Source organism: Pseudomonas sp. COR18 (assembly GCF_048568395.1).
GTDB classification, from domain to species: Bacteria; Pseudomonadota; Gammaproteobacteria; order Pseudomonadales; family Pseudomonadaceae; genus Aquipseudomonas; species Aquipseudomonas fuscovaginae_B.
Window position 1 is genome coordinate 3,843,483 of sequence record NZ_CP183808.1, and the last position, 23,146, is coordinate 3,866,628.

The following is a 23,146-nucleotide window of genomic DNA, read 5'->3' on the forward strand; positions in this document are numbered from 1 at the left end:
CTTGCCCGCGAAGAGGCTGACCCGGACGCCACAAATCCTACGGGTGTCCTGTCTTTCATGGGGCTTGTTCAACGAACACCCCAGTCGCTACTGTCTGAAATGACAGCAGCGGCTCATGGTATGCCGTGAAGGATGCGTTGAAGAGACCGGAGCGGCTCAAGTATTTCGAGAACAGCTAGCTGGCCAGGACGTATATCTCATATTGGTTGTCCGTCATGTCGTAGTCGTTGATTCTCATGAGTAAATTACCGCTGTGGGTTTCAGCGCCAAGCTCTTTGCTATTCCACACCGGCAGCACGGTGCCATTTTCTCCCCACTTGTAAAGAAGCTGTCCATAGCGTGCGCCAGGTCCGCTGTAGGGAAAACGGCTATCGCCTTCGATATTCATGATGCTGCTATCAACGCCAGCGGGTCCGCATTGGGTCACGAATTCACCGTTTGCACCGGCTAGATAGATATTCCAGCTCGCTGTCTGTTCAGCGACAGCGGGTGCCTCGAGTGCCAATAGGGCTGTGGGCGGTGGGGTCGATGTGCTGCTGGGAATGTATTCGTCCCAACCCGACTTTCGCGTGATCAACTCATTGGCCCAGGCGTCATTTGCATTGACCATCACGTACAGGGGTTTATGGGAGGGAAGATACATGCCGATGTAAATCTTCATTTCGCCGCTGTTGTTTCTCAATTCGTTGTCAGGTGTATTGATTCTCAAGAACAGACTGCCAGTGTCATTGAGGGTATTGGCGTAGCCTTCATTATAAATCGGCCTGCTTTCTCCCGAGGCACCAAATTTATAAAGAAGCTGTCCTATCCGTGCGCCAGGGCCGGTATAGGGAAAGTTACCGGGCGGGATTCTCCCCGGGTCGCCTCCCGCATCGCAATGGTCGGTTTTACTGAAGGCCCATCTATCCTTGGGGCGTGGAATAGGCACTGGAAGCGCCGAGTTGGCCGGAACGAATGACTCAATCCAGCCGCCCACCACTTGTTGGCGGGCTCGTTGAGGCACGCTGGTGTTGGCAGGCACTTCAATGATCTTTCCAGGGCCCGTTTGCAGGGTAGTGTCGGGTTGCCTGTTCCAGACAAATCCGTACTCTTTGATATCGGTATATATTTTCAACCCTACACCGGTCATTTCCCCCGCTAAACCGATGACTTTGGATCCTGGAATTGTGAAACTTTGAGCCAGGCTCTGAAATTTGCTGATGGTCCCTATCACATTGTCGACATCCAATTTGACACGTTGCACCACACTATTTACGTAGTCTCCAACGTTCTCCAGCACTTTGCTGAAGTACCTCCTCTCGTAAACCGTGAAGGGTATGTTGGGTGCGTAGTCGGACGTTATGCCATACAGCGTCTGGTTCGCGCTGATGGAGTCCGTGCCTGGACCAAGTTCCAGGTTTGGGAGGATCCAGTGACCGTCTTCCCCCACTGTGGCGCTGCCAAATATGTAGCCGCCTCCTGTCCGATAGACCGTCACCGTTGCACCGGGGGTGGCACTTCCGTAAATACTGAAGGGGGAGTAGGCCTTTCCTTGCGGGTTATCGATAACGGGGGCTGAGGTAATGGGGAAATTGGGAGGATTGACGTCAACCCTAAAAGATTGGATGGGCGCGAAGCTTGATTGGCGTCCGTCCAGTGTTTGGGTGGCGGTGATGGAGTCGGGGCCTGCGTATTGCGTCACGTTGGCAATTTCCCAATATCCGGAGGCGTTCACCAGGGCCGTGCCGGACCCGTAGGTACCTCCTGTCCCATAGACGGTCACAGTGGCTCCGGGGGTGGCTGTACCGGAGATGAGAAAGGGTGTGTTGACATATCCTTTCGGATTATCGATTTGGGGGACAGGGACGGCGGACTGTGCCGCCAGAACCTCAAATGGCTGGTTGGGTGTATAGCCAGACGTTTGGCCGTTCAACGTTTGGTTCGCGCTGATGGAGTCGGGGCCAGGATCCTGAGTGATGTTATTGAGGGACCACTCCCCATTGGCGTTCACTTGGACTGTACCAAAGATGTAGCCGCCTCCTGTTCGGTAGACCGTTACGGTAGCGCCCGGTGTGGCTGTGCCGGCGATTGAAAAAGGTGAGGTGACGGCGCCTGTCGGGTGGTTGATCTGGGGAGCCTGGGTGACCGGGAACATTGGGCTGGTGACAGAAAATGAAAAGTTCCGCCATTCAGAGGTCACGCCGCCGAGGAGCTGGCGTATGGAGAAGGTGTAGGGGCCCAGCGGCAGATCCGCAGTGAGTGCCACGCTCCATCGACTGTTCTCATCGACCTGTGCCTGCTCGAGGAGACTGCCATTCTGTTGCCAGATCTCGACCGCCGCGCCAGGGAAGCCTGTCCCTGAAAGGGAAGCGTTCTGGCTGGGTAGGGTGGTGCCGGGAGTCGGGTTGTCGATGAGAGCAATGTCTGAAGTATTCATTCTGCGTTCTCCTGCAGTTCTTGCCGGGAGGGAATGGATCATCCATACACCGGCAATTGAGACACTTCCTGGAACGGGTAGGGCTTTGAGGCGACAGCAGATTTTTTCTCCTGTCCGTTGGGGAGGAATGCTAAGAGTCGGTTTTTTCAGATACTACTGTCAGAAATGACAGTGGCGACCAACGGCGGCCCAGCCGAAGCGCCAGGTGAGAACGCAGGGGGAGACAAAACCCCGAAATGGGTTTTGATACGGCAAACCGGGTTTGCACGAGAATGATGCCGGGGCTCGGCAACCCCAGCCGCTAGTGTCAGAAATCACCATGGCGGCTGGGGGAGGGTGTTTTGCAGGCACCGTTTTTACAGCTAGCCGAAGTACTACTCGGACAGTTTGTACGCCAGCACGTAATCACCCTGCCGGGTACCCAGCGAGCCATGCCCGCCGGCCATCACCAGCACGTACTGCTTGCCGTCCTTGCCGGTGTAGGTCATCGGCGTGGTCTGGGCGCCCGCTGGCAGGCGGCCTTCCCACAGTTGCTTGCCGTTCTTCACGTCGTAGGCGCGCAGGTACTGGTCCAGGGTACCGCTGAGGAAGGCCACGCCTCCGGCGGTGGTGAAGGTCCCGCCCAGGCTCGGCACGCCCATGCTCAGGGGGATCGGTACCGGCGAGCTGTCACGCACGGTACCGTTCTTGTGCATCCAGAGCGTCTTGTGGGTGGTCAGGTCGACCGCCGCCACATAACCCCAGGCCGGTGCCTGGCAGGGCAGGCCCATTGGCGACAGCAGGGCTTCGAGGATCACCCCGTATGGCGCGCCCTTGTTCGGCTGCACGCCTTCGGTTTCGCTCTTGCGGGGGCCCTGGGAGGCGATCTCCGCCGCCGGAATCAGCTTGGAGCGGAAGGCCATGTAGCTCGGGTTGACGAAGGCGATCTGGCGCACCGGGTCGACCGAAATGCCGCCCCAGTCGAACACGCCGAAGTTGCCCGGGTAGACGATCGAGCCCTGCAGCGATGGCGGGGTGAACGGGCCCTCGTAGCGCAGCGACTTGAAGTCGATCCGGCAGAGCATCTGGTCGAATGGCGTCACGCCCCACATGTCGCGCTCTTTGAGGGGCGGCGGCATGAAGTTGAGGTCGGACTTGGGTTGGGTCGGCGAGGTGTGGTCGCCGGCGACTGCGCCTTGTGGTACCGGGATCTCGTTGATCGGCACGATCGGCTGGCCGTTGCTGCGGTCGAGCACGTAGATGCTGCCCTGCTTGGTCGAAGCCAGCACGGCCTGCTTGACGCCGTCGGCGGTCTTGAGGTCCATCAGGGTCGGCTGGCCGCCGACGTCCATGTCCCACAGGTCGTGGTGGGTGAACTGGTAGGTCCAGCGCACATGTCCGGTGTCGATATCCAGCGCGGTCAGGCCGGCGGCGTATTTCTCCGAATCGGGGGTGCGGGCGCCACCGAACTGATCCGGTGTCTGGTTGCCCATCGGCAGGTAGAGCATGCCGAGTTTTTCATCGACGGCGAACATCGACCACATGTTCGGCGAGTTGCGGGTGTAGGTCTTGCCCGGGGCGATCGGGGTGGTGTCGTCCGGGTTGCCGCTGTCCCAGTTCCACACCAGCTTGCCGGTGCGCACGTCGAAGGCGCGGATCACGCCGCTGGGTTCGTCGGTGGAGACGTTGTCGGTGACGTGGCCGCCGATCACCACCAGGTTGCGGGTGACCGCCGGCGGCGAGGTGGAGTAGTAGCCACCGGGGGCGAAGGTGCCGATGTTGGCGCCGAGGTCGATCTGGCCCTTGTCGCCGAAGTCTTCGCACATCTTGCCGGTGTCGGCGTTCAGGGCGATCAGGCGGGTATCGGCGGTGGGCAGGAAGATCCTCCGTGGGCACTGGTTTTCCTGGCCGGTGGCGACCAGGCGGCCGCTTGGCGTGTTGTCGGCCGCCAGCGACGCGGTGGCGGACGCGTCGGTTGTGGACGGCGCGGTATTGGCGATGTAGGCGTTTTCATCGTGATAGGCCACGCCACGGCAGGTCATGTGGGCCCAGCCCTTGAAGTTCGCTGCCTTCTGCGTGGAGAGTTTCGGATCGAAGCGCCAGATTTCCTTGCCGGTATCCGGGTCGAGGGCGATCACCTGGCTGTGGGGCGTGCACACGTAGAGCATGCCGTTGACCTTCAGCGGGGTGTTTTCCGCCGTGGTTTCGCCGGGATCGTTCGGCCCGGGAATGTCGCCGGTGCGGAAGGTCCAGGCCGGTACCAGCTTGTGCGCGTTCTGCGGGGTGATCTGCGCCAGCGGCGAGTAGCGATCGCCATGGGCGCTGCGGCCATAGGAATCCCAGTCGCTATCGGCCGTGGCCGGTGCGGTGTTGCTCATGCCAGGGACGCTGTCGCGATCGAGCTGGCCCTTGATTTCACCCGGGTTGGTGAATTGGCTGGCGACGGCGGTGGCGCCGGCCAGCACCACGGCCACGCCCAGCGCGCCGGTACCCATCGGTGCGGCACCGCTGTGCAGCAATGGCCGGCGGAACCACGGCAGCAGCATGACAATACCCAGGGCGAACAGCAGGGCCAGGCGCGGCACCAGTTGCCACCAGTCCAGGCCGACTTCCCACAGGGCCCACAGGGTACTGGCGAACAGCACCAGGGCGTAGAGGCCCAGGGCTGCCCGGCGGGCGGCCAGCAACAGGCCGCCGGTCAACAACAGGCCGATGCCGGCCAGCAGGTAGTACAGCGAGCCGCCCAGCAGGCTCAGCCTGATCCCGCCGGCCAGCAGGGCGAGGCCCATCAACAGCAGCACGATACCGAGCAGGCTCGGTAGCAGGCGGCCTCGATTCGAAGCACGGTCAGTGCTCATGGTTTGGTTTCTCCGTGACGTTGAAGGTATCCCGCGCTGTAATCACTGTAGATGACGATTCGGCGGGGACTTCGTTCAGATAAATTGCCCGAGGGACTTCCACGCGGGAGCCGCAACAGGCAGGCGCTGCTTGCGGGACGGGAAGTCGAGGGGGGAACCGGAGCGCTTTCAGCAGCGAACTTTGCTGATTAAACGATTCAGTTGTTAGCGCACAAAGGATAAACCCATGTCTATCGCGGAAACAGGGGGTTCCCTGACATGGATCATTTCAGATTCGGTAACAGTCTTCGGGTGGGTGGTGGTGAGCAGGCCGGCCTGCTCACCACGGTCTTGCCTGGGTGAATGTCAGAAGGTGGTACGCAGGCCGACCTCGAGGCTGCGGCCCGGCGCCGGCGCGATATCACGCAGGATCGAGCTCGCATAACGCACGGTCTGGTTGGTCAGGTTGTCGCCCTTGACGAACGCCAGCCACTGGCTGCTGCCGATATCGAAGTGGTAGCCGGCACTGGCACCGAAGGTGGTGTAGGCCGAACTGCCGGACTCGTTGGACGGCACCCGTCCCTGGCCCGCCGCATGCTCCACATCGATCCGCGCCTGCCAGCGATCCAGCTCCCACAGCAGGCCGCTGTTCAGGCGTAGCGGCGCGATCCGCGGCAGGGCCTCGCCGGTATCGAGGTTGGTGGCGCGGGTGTAGTCGCCGGACAGTTCGAGGGCGAACTTGCCGTAGGCGCCTTCACCCAGTTTCCAGTGATCCTGGGCCTCGAACCCGGCGAAGCGGGCCCGTACGCCGGAATAGCGGTATTCGGGGATGCCAGCGGCGTCTTCCTCGCCGTCGTCGTTGAGGGTACGACCACTGCCGAGCAGGCCAATGTAGTTGGAGAAGTGGCTGTAGAACACACCGAAGCTGCCCTTGTGGGTGCCGTTGTCGAAACGCAGGGCCAGGTCGCTGGATACGGCCTTTTCCTTCGACAGGTCGGGGTTGCCGACTTCATAGGTGCCGGTGGCGACGTGGGCACCGTTGGCATACAGCTCGTAGAAGGTTGGCGCGCGCTCGGTGTAGCCCAGGGTCGCGGCCAGCGCCCAGACCGGCGTCAACTGGTAGACCGCGCCGGAGGACAGGCTGCCGGCGGTGAAGCTGTTGCTCCGCTCGGCATTGGCAAAACGCTCGTTGCCCTTGGCATCCGGGTCGATACGCGTGTGTTCCAGGCGGCCGCCGAGGCTGAAGGTCAGACGCTCGCTGGCCTTGAGCTCTTCCAGCAGGAACAGCGCGCCGGCGTCGGTGTCGGTTTGCGGAACGAAGGCTTCCTCGCCCAGTGCGGAAAATTCGTTGCGACTGACCTGGGCCCCGACCACTCCGTTGAACGGGCCGACCGGCAGGTGGCGGGCCTCGACCCGGGCCTCGTAGCCCTTGTTCCTGAAAATCGTGCCGGTTTCGCCCCCCTCGATTTCCCGATGCTCGTAGTCGGTGTAGCCGGCATCGAGTTTCACCGAACTGAACGGCCCCTCGAGGTTGCGGATTTCCGAGGCGAAGGCGTAGTGATCCTGCTTCATGCGGATGCGCACATCCTGCTCGGCCGGTGAGCCGTAGTTGCTGTCGTAATTGCTGTAGGACAGCCCGGCGTAACCATTATCCCAGTGGTAGGAGCCGCCCACGGCACCGCCATCCTGGCGACCGTCGCTATTGCCCAGGCGGCCCTTGCGTCCGTCGCCGTCCTCGCTGGCCGGTGCATTGCGGCTACGGGCGTAGCCGGGAATCCGCAGGTCGTTGAACTCGCGGGCGTTGGCGTCCAGGTGCAGGGCGAAGGTGCCGTCGCCGGCTTCCAGCTTGCCGGCGCTGCTGCGGGTGGTGTCGGCGCCGCCGTAGCGCAGTTCGCCGGCACCGTGGATGCCGTCGATGGGGCTGGTGGGAATGCGGTTGTCGAAGGTGTTGACCACCCCGCCGATGGCACTGCCGCCATAGAGCAGCGCCGCCGGGCCACGGACGATCTCGATCCGTTCGACGTTGACCGGATCCAGCGGTACCGCGTGGTCATAGGACAGCGCCGAGGCATCCAGCGCGCCGACGCCGTTGCGCAGCAGGCGGATGCGATCGCCGTCCTGGCCACGAATGATCGGTCGGCTGGCGCCCGGGCCGAAGTAGGACGACGACACCCCGGGTTGCCTGTTCAGGGTTTCACCGAGGCTGCCCTGTTGCTGCAGGGTCAGGTCGTCGCCTTCGAGCACGGTGCTGGGGGCGGCGGGCTGTTCGCTGCCCAGGGGGTTGGCGGTGATGACCTGGGGTTGCAGCTCCAGGGCGTGGGCCGGGCCCGCGATCAGCAAGGCGGCGGCCAGCGGAGTCAGGCGGGTACGCAGGGGGGAGGAGAGGGACATCGATGTTTCCTTGGCAAGCGCGATGCGAAGCGCATCGGTGAGTCGAAAGAGCAGGCGGATGACGGAGGGGGTGTCCGATGAATGGTTATGATTTGTTATAACGTAACACGGTTTTTCGATTTTAAAACACTGCCCCTGCAACGTATCTCGACGCGGCTAGACTCAAGTAAGGGCCATTGCGCCATCTGCTATCGGTGGCTCTTCCCCCTGGCGAAGGGCTCGGCTAAGGTGCGCGCCTTGTTCCATTTCCTCATCGAAGGTTCGGCATGACCGAAACATCCAACAATCCGCTGCATGGGGTGACCCTGGAGCAGATCCTCAATGCCCTGGTGGCCCATTACGAGTGGCAGGGCCTGGCCGAGCGCATCGATATCCGTTGCTTCAAGAGCGACCCGAGCATCAAGTCGAGCCTGACTTTTCTGCGCAGGACGCCGTGGGCGCGGGAGAAGGTCGAGCGGCTGTACGTGAAGTTGATGCGCACCCGACGCTGAGGTCCTGCCGTGGAGTCGAAGCGCGTGTCCGGCCAGCCGCCGCTGCGCCGCATCCGCTCGCGCGCCGTGCTGCTGGCCGCGGCGGTGCTGGGCTGGAGCGGCCTGGGCATCCAGATGTACCTGATCCTGATCTCACGCTGGCAGGCCGGGGCGAGCCTGCTCGGCGGGTTGATCACCTTCTTCAGTTTCTTCACCGTGCTGACCAACACCCTGGTGGCGGTGGTGCTGACCTGTGAAGTGACGTCCCGCGATTCGTGGGGCCGGCGCTTTTTCCTCAAACCGTCGGTGCGCACGGCGATCGTCGCCAATATCGTCGTGGTGGGGCTGGCCTACAGCCTGTTGCTGCGCTCGTTGTGGCATCCCCAGGGCTTTCAGTGGCTGGCGGATGAACTGTTGCACGACGTGATGCCGGCGCTGTTCGTGGTCTATTGGTGGGTGTGTGTGCCCAAGGGCCGCTTGCGCTTCCCGCAGGTGTTGTCGTGGCTGGCCTATCCGCTGGTGTATTTCGCTTATGTGCTGCTGCGCGGGCACCTGATCGGCGCGTATCCGTATCCTTTCGTCGATGTCGACCGGCTGGGTTATCCCCAGGTGTTCGTCAACGCCGGGCAGATACTGTTGGGCTTCGTGCTGGTCTCGCTGCTGCTGATCGGCATGGATCGTTGGGGTGGCAGGCGGCGGACTTGAGGCTTGCAGTGAGTGGGACGGCCCACCCACTGCCGAGGCCGGAGGTTACTCTTCGGCGCTACCGTCCAGGCGCCAGTAGCCTGCGGCCTTGACGAACGCCTCATCCAGGCCGTGGATGTCGAGCAATACCCGGCGCACCTTGCGCGACAGCCCGGCCTCGGTGGCGACCCAGGCGTAAAGGCTGCCGCTTGGCGGGGTCAGTTGCTCGACGGTTTGCAGCAGACCCTGCCCTGGCGCGTCGCGTCGCACCCAGATCACTTCGACCTGTGCCTGGCTGTGCAGGGGCTGCTGTTCAGCCGCGTTCTCCACCTCGACCACCACCAGCGCGCGGCGGTTGGCCGCCAGGCCCTCCAGGCGCCGGGCGATGGCCGGCAGGGCGGTTTCGTCGCCGATCAACAGGTAGCTGTCGAAGATATCCGGGACCACCAGCGAACCCCGTGGCCCGCCGATATGCAGGAACTGGCCGGGTGTGGCCTGTTCCGCCCAGGTCGAGGCGGGGCCGTCGCCATGCAGGACGAAGTCGATATCCAGTTCACCCCGCTCCAGGTCATAGCGACGCGGCGTGTAGTCACGCATGGCCGGCAGCGGGCCGTTGTCCTTGGCGCCAATCACCAGGGTTTCCAGCGCAGCCTGTTCGGCGGCGGTCTGCGGGAAGAACAGTTTGACGTGGTCGTCCGTGCCCAGGCTGATGAAACCCGCCAGTTCCGGGCCGCCGAGGGTGATGCGGCGCATGCGCGGCGTCAGGTCCCGCACCCGCAGCACTTGCAGGCGGCGGCGCCTGATCTCGTGCATGACCCGATGAATGCCTTGGCGATTGACTTCGTTCATTGCGCTTGCTCCGAATGGGACTGGGCGGACACGGGACCATCGACGATGGCCTTGGCGGTGTTGTTCAGCAGGTCGCGGACCCGCAGGATTTCCTCCGGGCTCCAGCGTCCGTGATGCAGTTGCAGGGCGTGGCGCAGGTTGTGCACCGCCTCGTGGATTTCCGGCGGCCGGTCGTGACCGCGCAGGGAGCGCTTGCTGACATCGATGCGGGTGCGCACGCCGTCCAGGGCCACAGCCTGTTCGCGCAGGAACTGGCGACCGTTGTCGGTCACGCTGTAGCGCTTTTTCCCAGCCTCGGCGTCGCCGCTGATCAGATCGCTTTCCTCGAGGAAGGTCAGGGTCGGGTAGATGACCCCCGGGCTCGGGCTGTAGGCACCGTCGAACATGCCTTCGATCTGGCGGATCAGGTCGTAGCCATGGCAGGGCTGTTCGGCGACCAGGGCCAGCAACAGCAGTTTCAGGTCGCCCGGGGCGAACACCCGCGGGCCGCGGCCGCCGCGTTCACGGCCGGGGCGGCGTTCGAAGCCGTCGTGGCCATCGCCGAATTCGCGGTGGTGGGGAGGGTGGTGATGCTCTCTCATTTTCTCTTTCTCCTCTGTTCTTAAGATATACCGTAAGATATATCTTATTTCTAAGGCAAGAAAAACCGACGAACGTGCTGATGGGCGAGAGGGGCGTTGGGAACGGAGAGACAGGCACTGGAGGTTTCGCGGCGCGGAGGGATGTGGTGTTTTCGCTGGTTTGCCTGGGATGCTTCCTACGTGAAACTGCGAAAAGCACTCTGAGCAAGCCCGGGACCGCTCCGTACCATGCCGCCAGGTTTCGAAAAGGCGGTGTTTATCATGTCCAGGTTAGTGTCAGGGGTGCTGTCGCTGGGGGTCCTGCTGGGCTCCTGGTCAGCCCATGCGAACCTCAAGTCGACACAGAACGCCCCGGCCAGGGTTGCCGAGGTGAAGGCGCAATCTTCCATCGACAATGTCATCGATCGTGCCCATCAGTTGATCGGCACGCCCTACCGTTGGGGCGGCATGTCTGTGAAGGGCTTCGATTGCAGCGGGCTGCTGGTCTATCTGTTCCAGAACGAGGCCGACATCAAGCTGCCGCGGACCACGGTGGGCATGCGCCGCTCCAGCGCCAGGACTATCCAGCGTGGCAGTCTGAAGCCGGGGGATGCGGTGTTCTTCAACCGCAATGGCCAGGGCAATGTGAGCCATGTCGGGCTGTATGTGGGCGAGGGCAAGTTCATTCACTCCCCGCGCAGCGGCAAGAGCGTGCGCATCGACTCGCTGAACAATGCCTACTGGAAGAAGAGTTATACCCTGGCCAAGCGCTTTCACAGCAGCCACTGATGGGGGGCTGACGTAAATTCCCCACCCTACAGGTGCGCCACAGCCTGCGGCTTGCACAGGGTGCTGCTGTCCGGCTGCAGGTAGTCGGTCAGAATCGGCGCCATGCCCTTGAGCACCTGCACCGGCAACGCCGAGGTGAACTTGAAGTTCTCCGCCGAGCGTCCGGGCACGAAGGCGGTCAAGGTGCCGAAGTGGTGGGCACCGATGTAGAAGACGAACGTCGCGGTGCGGTTGATCGACTTCGAACTCAGCACCCGCCCACCCGCGCCGATGCTTTCTATCCGGTTGTCCCCGGTGCCGGTCTTGCCTCCCATGGCCAGCGGCGTGCCGTCGGGCAGTTTGAAGCTGCCCGACACCCGCCGCGCTGTCCCTGCGTCCACCACCTGCGACAAGGCTTCGCGCAACGCCGTGGCGACCTCGGAGGGCATGACTCGCTTGCCCTTGCCCGGGTCGTTGGTCACTCGGGTTTCATACGGCGTATGGGCGGCGAAGTGCAGGCTGTCGATGCGCAAGGTTGGCAGGCGTACGCCGTCGTTGAGGATGATGCCGATCAGTTCGGCCAGCGCCGCCGGCCGGTCGCCGGAACTGCCGATGGCCGTGGCCAGTGACGGCACCAGGTGGTCGAACGGATAACCCACCTGCTGCCAGCGCCGATGGATATCGAGGAACGCCTCGATCTCGACCATGACCCGGATACGACTGTCGCGGGCACTCTTGTGCCTGCTCTTGAACAGCCAGCCATAGACTTCCTGGCGTTCGAACTCACTGGCGGCCACCGCCTGGCTGAACCTGGCCTGCGGGTTCTTCAGCAGGTAACCGAGCAGCCACAGATCGAGCGGGTGGACCTTGGCGATATAGCCCTGGTCCGGCAGGTCGTAGGCGCCGGGGCCGTAGCTCTTGTAGAGCTTGGCGAGGCGTTCGTCGCTGACCTTCTCGGTCTTCAGGTGGGCCCGCACGAAGGTATCGAAGGTTTTCTGCGGCGCCTCCGGCAGCAGGTAGCGATGCACCGCCGCCAGGCGGATCGGCGTCGGGTGCATGCTGTCGAGAAAGGTTTCCAGGCGTTCCTGGGAGTCCTTGTTCCGATACTTTTTCCAGAATCGCAGCATGAACGCCGTGCCTTCGCGGTCGGCGAAGCGGGCCAGGTATTCCTGGCGGCGCGGGTTGTCATCGTCCTTGAGCAGTTCGGCGCTGTTGTTCGGGCCCTGATAGGTGCTGTAGCGCACCAGGTCGCGCATGAGGCGGATGAACGGCAGGTTGATCGACTCGCGCAGGGCTTCGAGCAGGGTCGGGTTGCGGCCGTTGTCCTCGTTGCGGAAGTTGTGGAAGCGATGCAGGCCGCCGCCGGTGAAGAAGCTTTCGCCGGGGCTTGCCGAGTACTGTCGGTTCAGCGCCGCATCGAGCATGGCGGGCAGGTTGCGGTCGCTGTTCTGGGCCAGGTAGTCCAGGGCCCAGCGGGTGATCCGGTCCTGGTCGTCGACTTCGACCTTTTTCAGTTGCGCCGGCGATTGATCGCCATAGCGATCATGCAGCTCGGCAATGATCTGCAGGTAGGTGGTCAGCACCCGCAGCTTGGCGGTGGAGCCCAGTTCCAGCTTGCTGCCTTCGTTGATGTCGAAGGGCTGGTCGGTGCTGTCGGTCTGCACCCGCACCCGATAGCTGTCCGGCGTCAGTTCGAACAGGGTGAAGCTGTAGCGCACCTGCTGGGTACTGGTGGCGGTGAGCAGCCGATCGCCGAGCAGGCCGATGGACTGGGCGAACTGCGGATTCGCCAGCTTGCGGAGGTAATCGCTGACCTGGCCCTGCAACTGCGCCTGCAGGGTGCTGGTGGCCGACAGGTCGAGGCGGTCAAGGTCGTAGAGCGGGCGGTCGAGCATCGCCGCCAGGCGGCTGCGGGCGACGCTGATACCCTTGTTCGATTCGATCGGCTGGACCGTCGGTTCCTGAACCCAGTCGCGGTAGCTGACCTTGCTCGCCAGGGCCGCGGCGGCCAGCGGTGCGTCGATGACGCCGTTCTGGGCCAGCAGGCGCAGGTGGCTGTCGGTCAGCTCGGCCAACTCATCGCGGCCCCGGGCCAGGTAGTGCGAGGGGCGACGCTGGGCGATCATCAGCGAGAGCACTTCGCGCAGCGCCAGACCGCGTCTGGCCAGGCTCTGCGGGTCGCTGGCGGTACTGCTCAACCGGGTGTTGACGTCGTTGAAGTCGGCGCCGTACCAGACCCGCAGGCCCTCGGCCAGGCCATGCACCTCGCCGTGCCCCGGCACGGCCGACAAGGGCACGCTGTTGAGGTAGTCGCGGACCACGTTCTGCCGCACTTCCAGGGTCTGCGGGCCGCCCTGGTAGGCGCGCACGCTGGCGGAAATCATCTGGCGGATCTTCTCGCCGCCGGACAGGGTCAGGCCATCGGGCGAGTGTCGATACTTCTCCAGTTGCGTCGCCAGGGTACTGCCGCCGGCGCTTTGCCCGCCGAGATGCAGAACCTTGCCGATCTGCGACAGCACCGCCTTGCCGAAACGCGGCCAGTCGACGGCGGGGTTGGCCTGGGGCTGGCCGGGGTCGAGCAGGTCGCGGTTCTCGATGAACAGCAGGCTGTTGACCACCAGTGGCGGAATCGCCGCGAAACTCCCGTACAACTGCTGCGGGTAGTTGTACTGGTAGAGCCCGGCGCCGCGGCAGTCGGTGATCGACAGGCCGGCCTGGATCTTTTCCGCATAGGGTACGAAGAAGCCGGCCTTGCCGTAGTCGAGCAGGGCGGGGGAGAAGCGCGCCTGTGCCTCGATCAGGTAGCCGCGTTTGGCCAGCCGGCCGAGAAACGTGCCCAGGTCGCTGTAGCCCAGGCGTTTGTCGAAGGGGCCCTCGCCGGGATAGAGCATCGAGTCGCTGGGGCCGTTGGCCATGGCGTAGTCGAGATTGCCGGCAAAGCGGCTGATTTCCCGGGCCTGGATCCTGGAGGTGCGCATTTCCCTGGAGGCGGCGACGCCGAGCAGGATCATCGCGAGCAGCACCACCAGCCAGAACAGTCGCCACCAGAGGCGCCGCTTGTGGGGTTTTTTCGGTACGGGCGCTTCATCCGGACTGTCGGTTGCTGGCACAGTCCTGGTCGAATCGGAATCCCACAGAGCGCCCATAGTCGATTCATCCATACGCAGATTGATCGCACTTGCCTGAAGCTTAGACGCTGGTAAAGGGCTGCGAAAATTTTGTTAATGCAGTCAGTTATTTCCTGCATACGCTGACTTTTCGTGACAATCATGCCGGGAAGACGACGCCTGCCATGGTTTTTGTCGAGGCCCTGCAAGCCTTGGAATAGAGCTGTCCATTGGCGCAAGGTCGAAAAGGGCCGGGACATGACGCGATCTGCCCGGCGTGCCATACTCCCACGGGTTTTTCGTCCGGCCGGGCCGGCTTCTGCCAGCGAATGCACCTCTGTTTTCAGCGCTTCTGCCGAGATTTCCAGCTGAATTTTCTGATTTATAGAGTGAAAAGCCCTGCCATTGGATTCCTATACTGCATCGCCCGCTGATCCCGTCGGTTTTCCCTGCGGGACGGGCCCGCTCACGAAGCGGGTCCGCTGTCGGGAGCCCGGGCCCACTCGCCTGCCGCTCCCTTGTTCGGTGGTTCATACCCAATAACAAGATGAGGTTGTACCCATGCCAGTTGGCACCCACCTGCCCCACGGCGAGACCGCTCAAGGCGGCCCGCTCAAACGCGAACTCGGTGAACGGCACATACGGCTGATGGCGCTCGGCGCCTGTATCGGCGTCGGCCTGTTCCTCGGTTCGGCCAAGGCCATCGAAATGGCCGGTCCGGCGATCATGCTCTCCTACATCATCGGCGGCCTGGCGATCCTGGTGATCATGCGCGCCCTCGGTGAAATGGCCGTGCACAACCCGGTGGCCGGCTCCTTCAGTCGTTATGCCCAGGACTATCTCGGCCCGCTGGCGGGCTTTCTCACCGGCTGGAACTACTGGTTCCTGTGGCTGGTGACCTGCGTCGCGGAGATCACCGCGGTGGCGGTGTACATGGGGGTCTGGTTCCCCGACATGCCACGCTGGATCTGGGCCCTGGCGGCGCTGTTGAGCATGGGCACCATCAACCTGATCGCGGTGAAGGCCTTTGGCGAGTTCGAATTCTGGTTCGCCCTGATCAAGATCGTCACCATCATCGCCATGGTGATCGGCGGTGTCGGCGTGATCGCCTTCGGCTTCGGCAACGATGGCGTGGCCCTGGGCATTTCCAACCTGTGGAGCAACGGTGGCTTCATGCCCAATGGTGTCAGCGGCGTGCTGATGTCGCTGCAGATGGTGATGTTCGCCTACCTGGGCGTGGAAATGATCGGCCTGACCGCCGGTGAGGCACGCAACCCGCAGAAAACCATTCCCGACGCCATCGGCTCGGTGTTCTGGCGCATCCTGCTGTTCTACGTCGGCGCGTTGTTCGTGATCCTCTCGATCTACCCGTGGAACGCCATCGGCACCCAGGGCAGCCCATTCGTGATGACCTTCGAACGCCTGGGCATCAAGACCGCCGCCGGCATCATCAACTTCGTGGTGATCACCGCCGCGCTGTCGTCCTGCAACGGCGGCATCTTCAGCACCGGGCGCATGCTCTACAGCCTGGCGCAGAACGGCCAGGCACCGGCGACCTTCGCCAGGACCTCGAGCAATGGCGTGCCGCGTCGTGCGCTGCTGCTGTCGATCGCGGCCTTGCTGCTGGGCGTGCTGCTCAACTACCTGGTGCCGGAAAAGGTCTTCGTTTGGGTGACGTCCATTGCCACCTTCGGCGCGATCTGGACCTGGGCGATGATCCTGTTGGCGCAACTGAAATTCCGCAAGGGCTTGAGCCGTGCGCAGGTCGCAGGCCTGCAGTACCGCATGTGGCTGTACCCGGTCAGTTCGTACCTGGCGCTGGCGTTCCTGGTGCTGGTGGTCGGGCTGATGGCGTACTTCCCCGACACGCGCGTCGCGCTGTATGTCGGCCCGGCGTTTCTGGTGCTGCTGACGCTGTTGTTCCACGTGTTCAAGCTGCAGCCGGGCAATGCCTCGCCGGCTGCGAACCCGGCGGCGTAGACCTCCGTTGAAAAGACAAGGCCCCGGTCGCATGACCGGGGCTTTTTTGTGCGCTACGAAATGTTGGGGAACCTGATGTTTCTGCGTTGTGGTTACGGACGTCTTCGCGGGCAAGCCCTGCTCCTACAAGGTAGCGTCGTATACAAGGTCTGCGAACGCCGTAAAACTGTAGGAGCAGGGCTTGCCCGCGAAGACGTCATCCGCCACACCGCCAAACCCGGCGCGCAGCCGGCTCAGGCGGGAACGGCGCGCATCGGCTGGCCCAGGCGCTTGTTGAAGTCCAGCCAGGCACCGAGCAGGGCCAGCAGGCCGGCACCGACCAGCGCGGTGAAAACCTGCATGGCGACGGCATCGTCGGCCAGGGCGTTGACCATGTCCGCCAGCGGCGCCAGCAGTACGCCCAGGCAGAACACTTCCAGCGAGTAGCGACCCATGCGGCACGTCTGTTGCGCCAGCCAGTGGCGGGTCCAGTTGCCCGTGGGCAGCAGCTTGGCAGTGACATAGGCCAGTGCCAGGAAATGCAGCAGACGCACCGGCGACAGGTCGGTCTTGCTGATCGGGTACAGCCAGTTGCTCAGTGCGGCCGGCATGATGGCGTCATGAATCTGCGGCCAACGCCAGGAGAGGGTGATCACCCCGGCAATCAGTGAATAACCCGCCGCCGCGACGAACAGTGGCCGGCGCAGCAATGGGCGCCGGTCCGGCAGGCGTGGCCGCTGGCCGTGGATGGCCGTCGCACCGCCGAGGATGAACAGCAACTGCCAGGTGACGGGGTTGAAGTACCAGACGCCATCGCCGATTGCCGCCAGGTTCCAGCCCAGTACGGGCGCCAGCAGGTACACCGTCAGCGACACCGCGACCACCGCCAGGGGCTGGCGCAACAGTAACGGCAGCACCAGCGGCAGGCCGAGCAACAGCACGATGTACAGGGGCAGCGGGTCCATCAGGTTCGGTTTGAAGCGCAGCAGCAACTCATCCGTCAGCGCCTGTTCGGGATGGCTGACGAAATGCTGCAGGCCCATTTCCTGGATCAGGTCGCGGGTTTCCACATGGCTGTTGGCGAAGAACACGATGCCCATCAGCATCGCCAGCAGGAAGATGTGCACCACGTAGAGCACCCAGGCGCGACGCAGGATCCTCACGCAGGCGATCAGGTAGCCGTCGCGTTGCAGGATCTTGCCGTAGGCGAGGACCGCCGCGTAACCGGCGAGGAACACGAAGACCTCCGCCGCATCGCTGAAACCGATATTACGCAGGGTGATCTGGCCGAATGGGTTGTGGGGCACGTGATCCCAGAAAATGAAGATCAGCGCCAGTCCCCGAAAGAAGTCGATGCGTGGGTCGCGTCCGTTCAGCATGGCAGCGGGCTCTGTGGGCGAATGTTGAATATGACTGCCGCGGCTGTCGGAAATTGCACTGCTTGGGCGGCGGCGCGCAGGGTGGCGCGAATCGCCGCGAATTGCAAAGGTGGGGTATTACTGAATGTCACAATTATTTGCCAGGGCGGCCGGCTTGGCCGACGGCGGATGGACGGCCCGGCCCGGGGGCGCCAGGCCGGCCGATCCAGGGGTTACTGGTCGTCGAGGAAATTCAGCAGGGCGGCGTTGAAGAAGGCCGGGTCCTGCAGGAACGCGAAGTGGCTGGCATTGGGCAGGATCAGCAGCCCGGCGCCGGGAATGGTCGCCGCCATGTACTCGGTGTTCTCACGCTTGATCGCCTCGTCGCGGTCGCCATCGACGATCAGCACCGGGGTCTTGATCTTCGCCAGGTCGGCATCGCTCCAGTTCGGCTGGCTGGCCCACATATGGCTGATCTGCTCGACGAAGGCGTCGTACTCCTTCGGTGTTGGCGACAGCTTCACGTATTCCTTGCCGGCCCGTTCGATGTAGGCGGCGAAGGTCGGGTTCTTCTCGACGTTCTCCTTCACCCCGGCGGTGGTGCTGTTGGCGGCGAAGGCGAAGATCCTGCCGACGCGGCTCGGGTGACGGATCGCCAGGTCCAGGCCGAGGATCGCGCCGTCGCTCCAGCCGACGATGTCGGCCTTGGCGATTTTCAGGTGGTCGAGCACGGCGACCACGTCGTCGGCCATCAGGTCGTAGCCGTAGGGGCGGCTGTCGCGCGAGCTGCGGCCATGGCCGCGACTGTCGAGGGCGATCACCGTGTGTTTCGCCGCCAGGGCCTTGACCTGGTTGCCCCAGTAGTCGGAGTTGGCGAGGCCGCCGTGCAGCACCACCACGGGTGAGCCGTGACCGGTGCGGGTGTAGTAGAGCTTGATGCCGTTGACGTTGGCATAGCCGCTTTGCACGCCGGCGACCGGGGCCGGGGTGGGCGGCAGGGTTTCCCAGCGTTCGGCGGCGTGGGCCAGGCTGAACGACAGCATCAGGCAGGCGGCGGCGATGAATCGATTTCCCATCTTGATCTCCTGTTGGTGAAAGCCAGAACTCATCTGTACCTGTCATTTCTGACAGTAGACAGACCCACCGGGCAATCCTAGTCTTGAGGAATCGCCACGCTGGTATCGCGTAGTACGTGGACGCCCATCCCGGTCGTTATCGGACGGGGCCTGTTCGGCTGCGGAATGGATGACATAGCCTTGCGTGCGCTGCCCAAGAATTTTTCGACCTATGTTTATATCGGGGTGCTCAATACCCTGATCCACTGGTGCGTCTTCCTCGCGCTGCACGGCGGCATGGCGTTCAGCCAGGCCACCAGCAACCTCTGCGCGTTCGCGGTGGCCGCTACGTTTTCCTTCCATGCCAACGCGCGCTACACCTTCAGGCAGGCGGCCTCATTGCCCCGTTACCTGGCCTTCGTCGGTTTCATGGCCGTGCTCAGTTTTACCACCGGTTGGCTGGGTGACTGGCTGACCATGCCGGGGCTGGTGACGCTGGTGGTGTTTTCGGTGGTGAGCCTGGTGCTCGGTTACTGCTATTCAAGCCAGGTGGTCTTTCGGGACAAGGCCAAATGAAGATTTCCCTGGTGGTGCCCGTGTACAACGAGGAACAGGCCATCCCGGTGTTCTACGAGGCGGTGCGGCGGGAACTGCTCGCCGAGCCGTATGAGGTCGAAATCGTTTTCGTCAACGATGGCAGTACCGATAACACCGAAAGTGTGGCCCAGTACCTGGCGTTGCGGGACAACGACACCCTGCTGATCAATTTTTCCCGCAACTTCGGCAAGGAGCCCGCCCTGTTTGCCGGCATCGAGTTTGCCAGCGGTGATGCGGTGATCCCCATCGATGTCGACCTGCAGGACCCGATCGAAGTGATTCCACGCATGATTGCCCAGTGGCAGAACGGCGCGGATGTGGTCCTGGCCAAGCGCCGCAGTCGTTCGACGGACAGTTACCTGAAACGGCAGTCGTCCACCCTTTTCTACCGGGTGATGAACAGGATTGCCTATTCGCACATAGAGGAAAACGTCGGTGATTTTCGCCTGATGGACCGCAAGGTCATCGACGTGATCAAGAAGTTGCCCGAGTACCAGTTGTTCATGAAGGGCGTACTGTCCTGGGCTGGATTCACTACCCGCGTCATCGAATACGACCGGGCACCGCGCACCCATGGCAAGAGCAAGTTCAATGGCTGGAAGCTGTGGAACCTGGCGCTGGATGGCATCACATCCTTCAGCACGCTGCCGTTGAGGTTATGGACCTATATCGGTGGTCTCATCTCGTTGGGTTCGTTGCTGTACGCGCTCTACATGGTTTCTGACAAGCTGCTTTTCGGCAATACGGTGCCGGGTTATCCCTCCCTGATGACGGCCATTCTGTTCCTGAGCGGGGTACAGCTCATCGGCCTGGGGATCCTGGGTGAATACATCGGCAGGATCTATATCGAGGCCAAACATAGGCCGCGATACGTCATCAGGGCAACAGTGGGGAAAAGGTTTTCCGGACGCACCGTCAAGCATGAAATCGAGGGTAATCCATGAGCATGGAGCGGGTTCTGACACGCAGGGAGATTTTCGTTTTTTTTATCGTGGCTTCCCTGGTTTATGTCTATCCGATCGTGCGTGCGGATTATGCGTACATCGATGACAGTTGGCGCTCATTGCTGATGTTTGAAGAGGGTTGGAGACAGCAGGGGCGAATACTGATCGAAATCATGCACCGGGTTCTGACCTTCACCAACAGCATGCCCAATACTTTTCCCATGCCGCTGCTATTGACGCTCATTGTGCTCGCGCAGGCGATGACCAGCTTGACCCTGAGGTATTTTCCCCTGCCCAGGTTCTGGGCTTGCCTGGTGGTTCTGCCGATCCTGTGCAGTCCGTTCTTTCTGGGAAACCTGACCTACCAGTACGACGGTCCGGGGATGCTGTTGGGGGTGTCGGCGGTTCTCTATGCAATCACCCTCAGGGTGGAGGGGATGTTGCTGCAGGTGCTGTTGTCAGGTGTGCTCGTCGCCGTGTCGTTGGCCTTCTATCAGTTGAACCTGTCGTTGTTCATCGGACTCTGTTGTGTCGAGCTGATGTGGAGCGTACGCAGGGATATCGAGTTTTCGCGGATACTCGCCACCCTCGTCAGCCGGGTGTTCCAGTTGTTGCTCGGCGGCGCCTTGTATTTTTTTACGGCCTATCAGTTGATCGACACCGATCGCGGACGGCCTCAAGCCTTGGATTGGGCATGGTGGGGTATTGCCTGGGGCAAACTTGTGCTTTTCATGGAGCAGGTCAAGGTCCTCGTGACGCCAGGGAACCGCGTGGTCGTTTTCCTGTTGCTGGCAATCGCTCTTCTGGGTTTCATCAGGCTACTGGGGAAAATCCTGACGAAGGATGAGGCGGTCCTTAAGAAAACAGCAGTCACCCTGTTGTACCTGCTGTGCGTACCGGTGCTGATGGTCTCCTTGCCGGGAGCCATGCTGTTCATCGACGACTACAGCCTGGATGCCCGTGATCTGGTCAGCTTCTCCGCCATATTGGTTTTTCTGATGCTGCTGGCCTATCACGGGTTGGGTTGTGTGTGGGTAAGAGCACGGTGGTTGTTGGCGGTACCCGTTCTCCTCATGTTTTCGCTGTCTTATGCCTATGGGCAGATCCTGATTGCCAAGAAGGAACTGGAGTTCGCCATGGCTCAATACATCAGTTACGACCTGGCATCACGGGTTGAACTGAGGGCGCTGAAAAGGATTTACCGGGTTGGCCCGGAGACGGGGGGCAACTGGTTGCCGAGGGGCTATGGGGCGATGACGCTGACGCCGGTGCTTCGGTTCATCTTGAGTGATTCCAGTGTTGTGCTGCACACCGAGTTCTTCCCTCGCCTTGGCATGAACAATGTCGTGGAGGGTGACCGTGAGCGCTTTTTTGGCGAAGCGGCGTTGCCTCCCGAACTGATCGTGGATAACAAGTTCTATGCGATCTACCGGGTGCAGGATAACGGCGTCATCCTCATGAAGGAAATCACCGACTCCGAGGATTATCGTGAGCAACGGCGCTTGCCGTAGGGGGCTGCGGGGCCCCCTACGATCAACGGCCCCATTTCACACCGCATTCGGTTCGAAACTGTCGGCCCGGGCCATCTCCCACATGCGTGAGTAGAACTTGCCGTTGACCTCGCCGGTCAGCAGCTCGCCGGGTTTGAGGAACACGTGCAACTGCGAGAACAGCTTGATCTCGGTGGCCGACATGCGTCGTACCAGATGCTTGGCTTCCAGTTGCGAAGGATGCTGCAGCCCTGCGGCGGCGAGCATTTCGGCCAGGGCCCTGAGGGTGTTGCGGTGGAAGCTGAACACCCGCTGGGCCTTGTCCGGTACCACCAGGGCACGCTGGCGCAGCTTGTCCTGGGTGGCGACGCCGGTCGGGCACTTGTTGGTGTGGCAGCTCTGCGACTGGATGCAGCCGATGGCGAACATGAAGCCGCGCGCCGAGTTGGCCCAGTCGGCGCCGATGGCCAGCACGCTGGCGATATCGAAGGCGCTGACGATCTTGCCACTGGCACCGAGCTTGATCTTGTCCCGCAGGTTCAGGCCGACCAGCGTGTTGTGCACGAACAGCAGGCCCTCGCGCATTGGCGAACCCATGTGATCGGTGAATTCCACCGGCGCGGCGCCAGTGCCGCCTTCCTTGCCGTCGACGACGATGAAGTCCGGGAGAATGCCGGTTTCCAGCATCGCCTTGGCGATGCCCATGAATTCCCACGGGTGACCCAGGCAGAACTTGAAGCCCACCGGCTTGCCGCCGGACAGCTCACGCAGTTGCGCGATGAAGTGCATCATCTCGATCGGCGTCGAGAAGGCGCTGTGGCTCGACGGCGATACGCAATCCTCACCCATCGGTACGCCACGGGTCTCGGCGATCTCCCGGGTGACCTTGTGCTTGGGCAGGATGCCGCCGTGGCCGGGTTTGGCGCCCTGGCTCATCTTGATTTCGATCATGCGCACCTGCGGGCTCTGCGCCTGGGCGGCGAACTTCTCCGGGTCGAAGCGTCCGTCGCTGGTGCGACAACCGAAATAGCCGCTGCCAAGTTCCCAGGTCAGGTCGCCGCCATGTTCGCGGTGATAGGGGCTGATGCTGCCTTCACCGGTGTCGTGGGCGAAATTGCCGAGCTTGGCGCCCTTGTTCAGCGCGCGGATGGCGTTGGCGCTGAGGGAGCCGAAGCTCATCGCCGAGATGTTGAACACCGAGGCCGAGTACGGCTGCTTGCACTGCGGCCCGCCGACGGTCACGCGAAAACTGCCGGGATCGCTCAACGGCGCCGGGCGCATCGAGTGGCCGATGAATTCGAAGCCTGACTCATAGACATCGATCAGCGTGCCGAAGGGTTTGTCGCCGCCTTCGTTCTTGGCCCGTGCATACACCAGCGAACGCTGGGAGCGGGAGAAGGGCAGGGCATCGCTGTCGGATTCGAGCAGGTACTGACGGATTTCCGGGCGAATGCCTTCGACCAGGTAGCGGATATTGCCGAGGATCGGATAGTTGCGGCGTACCGCGTGAGGGCTCTGCAACAGGTCGAACACCCCCAGCAGGCTCAACAGGCCGGTGACCAGGGTGAATGGCCAGAGCCAGTCATGTTCCAGGAACGGCAGGCTGGCGAGGGTGAAGATCACGCAGCCGGCAAAGAAGGCGTAGCGGCTCAGCAGGGACAGGCTCATACGGTTTCCTTGGG

At 62.5% G+C, this 23,146-nt stretch carries 16 protein-coding genes; 7 read left to right on the forward strand and 9 right to left on the reverse strand.

The features are described from left to right. Window positions 1-175: 175 nt before the first annotated feature. The 3 genes from ACM62G_RS17740 to ACM62G_RS17750 all read right to left on the reverse strand — a co-directional run bounded on the left by ACM62G_RS17740 (window position 176) and on the right by ACM62G_RS17750 (window position 7,623). Window positions 176-2,416: a hypothetical protein gene (locus ACM62G_RS17740; protein WP_419735258.1), complete on the reverse strand. Its 2,241-nt coding sequence runs from the start codon at window positions 2,414-2,416 to the stop codon at window positions 176-178. A gap of 374 nt (window positions 2,417-2,790) precedes the next feature. Further along, window positions 2,791-5,253, reverse strand: a complete 2,463-nt coding sequence (locus tag ACM62G_RS17745; RefSeq protein ID WP_419735259.1) for a glucose/quinate/shikimate family membrane-bound PQQ-dependent dehydrogenase — start codon at window positions 5,251-5,253, stop codon at window positions 2,791-2,793. 345 nt (window positions 5,254-5,598) lie between these two features. Next, window positions 5,599-7,623, reverse strand: a complete 2,025-nt coding sequence (locus ACM62G_RS17750) for a TonB-dependent receptor (RefSeq protein ID WP_273820092.1) — start codon at window positions 7,621-7,623, stop codon at window positions 5,599-5,601. Between the two features lie 266 nt (window positions 7,624-7,889). Here ACM62G_RS17750 and ACM62G_RS17755 point away from each other — a divergent pair, with 266 nt between their 5' ends. Continuing rightward, window positions 7,890-8,114, forward strand: a complete 225-nt coding sequence (locus ACM62G_RS17755) for a VF530 family DNA-binding protein (RefSeq protein ID WP_054057429.1) — start codon at window positions 7,890-7,892, stop codon at window positions 8,112-8,114. Window positions 8,115-8,123: 9 nt separating this feature from the next. After that, window positions 8,124-8,798, forward strand: a complete 675-nt coding sequence (locus tag ACM62G_RS17760) for a Pr6Pr family membrane protein (RefSeq protein ID WP_054057430.1) — start codon at window positions 8,124-8,126, stop codon at window positions 8,796-8,798. A gap of 45 nt (window positions 8,799-8,843) precedes the next feature. Here the strand turns inward: ACM62G_RS17760 and ACM62G_RS17765 are convergent, their stop codons facing one another. Both ACM62G_RS17765 and ACM62G_RS17770 read right to left on the reverse strand, forming a co-directional pair. Next, window positions 8,844-9,626, reverse strand: a complete 783-nt coding sequence (locus ACM62G_RS17765; RefSeq protein ID WP_054057431.1) for a siderophore-interacting protein — start codon at window positions 9,624-9,626, stop codon at window positions 8,844-8,846. After that, window positions 9,623-10,207, reverse strand: a complete 585-nt coding sequence (locus ACM62G_RS17770; RefSeq protein WP_054057432.1) for a PadR family transcriptional regulator — start codon at window positions 10,205-10,207, stop codon at window positions 9,623-9,625. Before ACM62G_RS17770 ends, ACM62G_RS17765 begins: the two co-directional genes overlap by 4 nt. A gap of 261 nt (window positions 10,208-10,468) precedes the next feature. Between ACM62G_RS17770 and ACM62G_RS17775 the strand changes: the two genes are divergently transcribed. Next, the gene (locus tag ACM62G_RS17775) at window positions 10,469-10,975 is read left to right on the forward strand and encodes a C40 family peptidase (RefSeq protein ID WP_273820098.1); all 507 of its coding nucleotides are present in this window, start codon (window positions 10,469-10,471) and stop codon (window positions 10,973-10,975) included. Window positions 10,976-11,001: 26 nt separating this feature from the next. On the opposite strand, the gene ACM62G_RS17780 is transcribed toward ACM62G_RS17775, so the two are convergent. After that, window positions 11,002-14,100, reverse strand: a complete 3,099-nt coding sequence (locus tag ACM62G_RS17780) for a transglycosylase domain-containing protein (RefSeq protein ID WP_419735260.1) — start codon at window positions 14,098-14,100, stop codon at window positions 11,002-11,004. Window positions 14,101-14,622: 522 nt separating this feature from the next. Between ACM62G_RS17780 and ACM62G_RS17785 the strand changes: the two genes are divergently transcribed. Then, window positions 14,623-16,041, forward strand: a complete 1,419-nt coding sequence (locus ACM62G_RS17785; RefSeq protein ID WP_273820100.1) for an amino acid permease — start codon at window positions 14,623-14,625, stop codon at window positions 16,039-16,041. Between the two features lie 233 nt (window positions 16,042-16,274). On the opposite strand, the gene ACM62G_RS17790 is transcribed toward ACM62G_RS17785, so the two are convergent. Beyond that, window positions 16,275-17,399 carry an OpgC family protein gene (locus ACM62G_RS17790; RefSeq protein WP_419735261.1) on the reverse strand — a complete coding sequence of 375 codons (1,125 nt, stop codon included), beginning with the start codon at window positions 17,397-17,399 and terminating at the stop codon, window positions 16,275-16,277. Between the two features lie 212 nt (window positions 17,400-17,611). After that, complete coding sequence (locus tag ACM62G_RS17795) at window positions 17,612-18,454, reverse strand: alpha/beta fold hydrolase (RefSeq protein WP_419735262.1); 843 nt, start codon at window positions 18,452-18,454, stop codon at window positions 17,612-17,614. A 165-nt stretch (window positions 18,455-18,619) separates the two neighbouring features. Here ACM62G_RS17795 and ACM62G_RS17800 point away from each other — a divergent pair, with 165 nt between their 5' ends. Genes ACM62G_RS17800 through ACM62G_RS17810 form a run of 3 tightly spaced genes read left to right on the forward strand, consistent with a single transcriptional unit; the run spans window position 18,620 to window position 21,485 of the window. Further along, complete coding sequence (locus ACM62G_RS17800) at window positions 18,620-19,009, forward strand: GtrA family protein (protein ID WP_419735263.1); 390 nt, start codon at window positions 18,620-18,622, stop codon at window positions 19,007-19,009. Further along, window positions 19,006-19,974 (forward strand): glycosyltransferase family 2 protein, encoded by a 969-nt coding sequence (locus tag ACM62G_RS17805; protein ID WP_419735264.1) that lies wholly within the window; start codon window positions 19,006-19,008, stop codon window positions 19,972-19,974. Before ACM62G_RS17800 ends, ACM62G_RS17805 begins: the two co-directional genes overlap by 4 nt. Continuing rightward, window positions 19,971-21,485, forward strand: coding sequence for a glucosyltransferase domain-containing protein (locus ACM62G_RS17810; RefSeq protein ID WP_419735265.1), 1,515 nt, complete (start codon window positions 19,971-19,973; stop codon window positions 21,483-21,485). The genes ACM62G_RS17805 and ACM62G_RS17810 overlap by 4 nt, the downstream gene beginning before the upstream one ends. Before the next feature lie 36 nt (window positions 21,486-21,521). Here the strand turns inward: ACM62G_RS17810 and ACM62G_RS17815 are convergent, their stop codons facing one another. Further along, a complete protein-coding gene (locus ACM62G_RS17815; RefSeq protein ID WP_419735266.1) occupies window positions 21,522-23,132 on the reverse strand; it encodes an FMN-binding glutamate synthase family protein in 1,611 nt (536 codons plus the stop codon). Window positions 23,133-23,146: the final 14 nt, after the last annotated feature.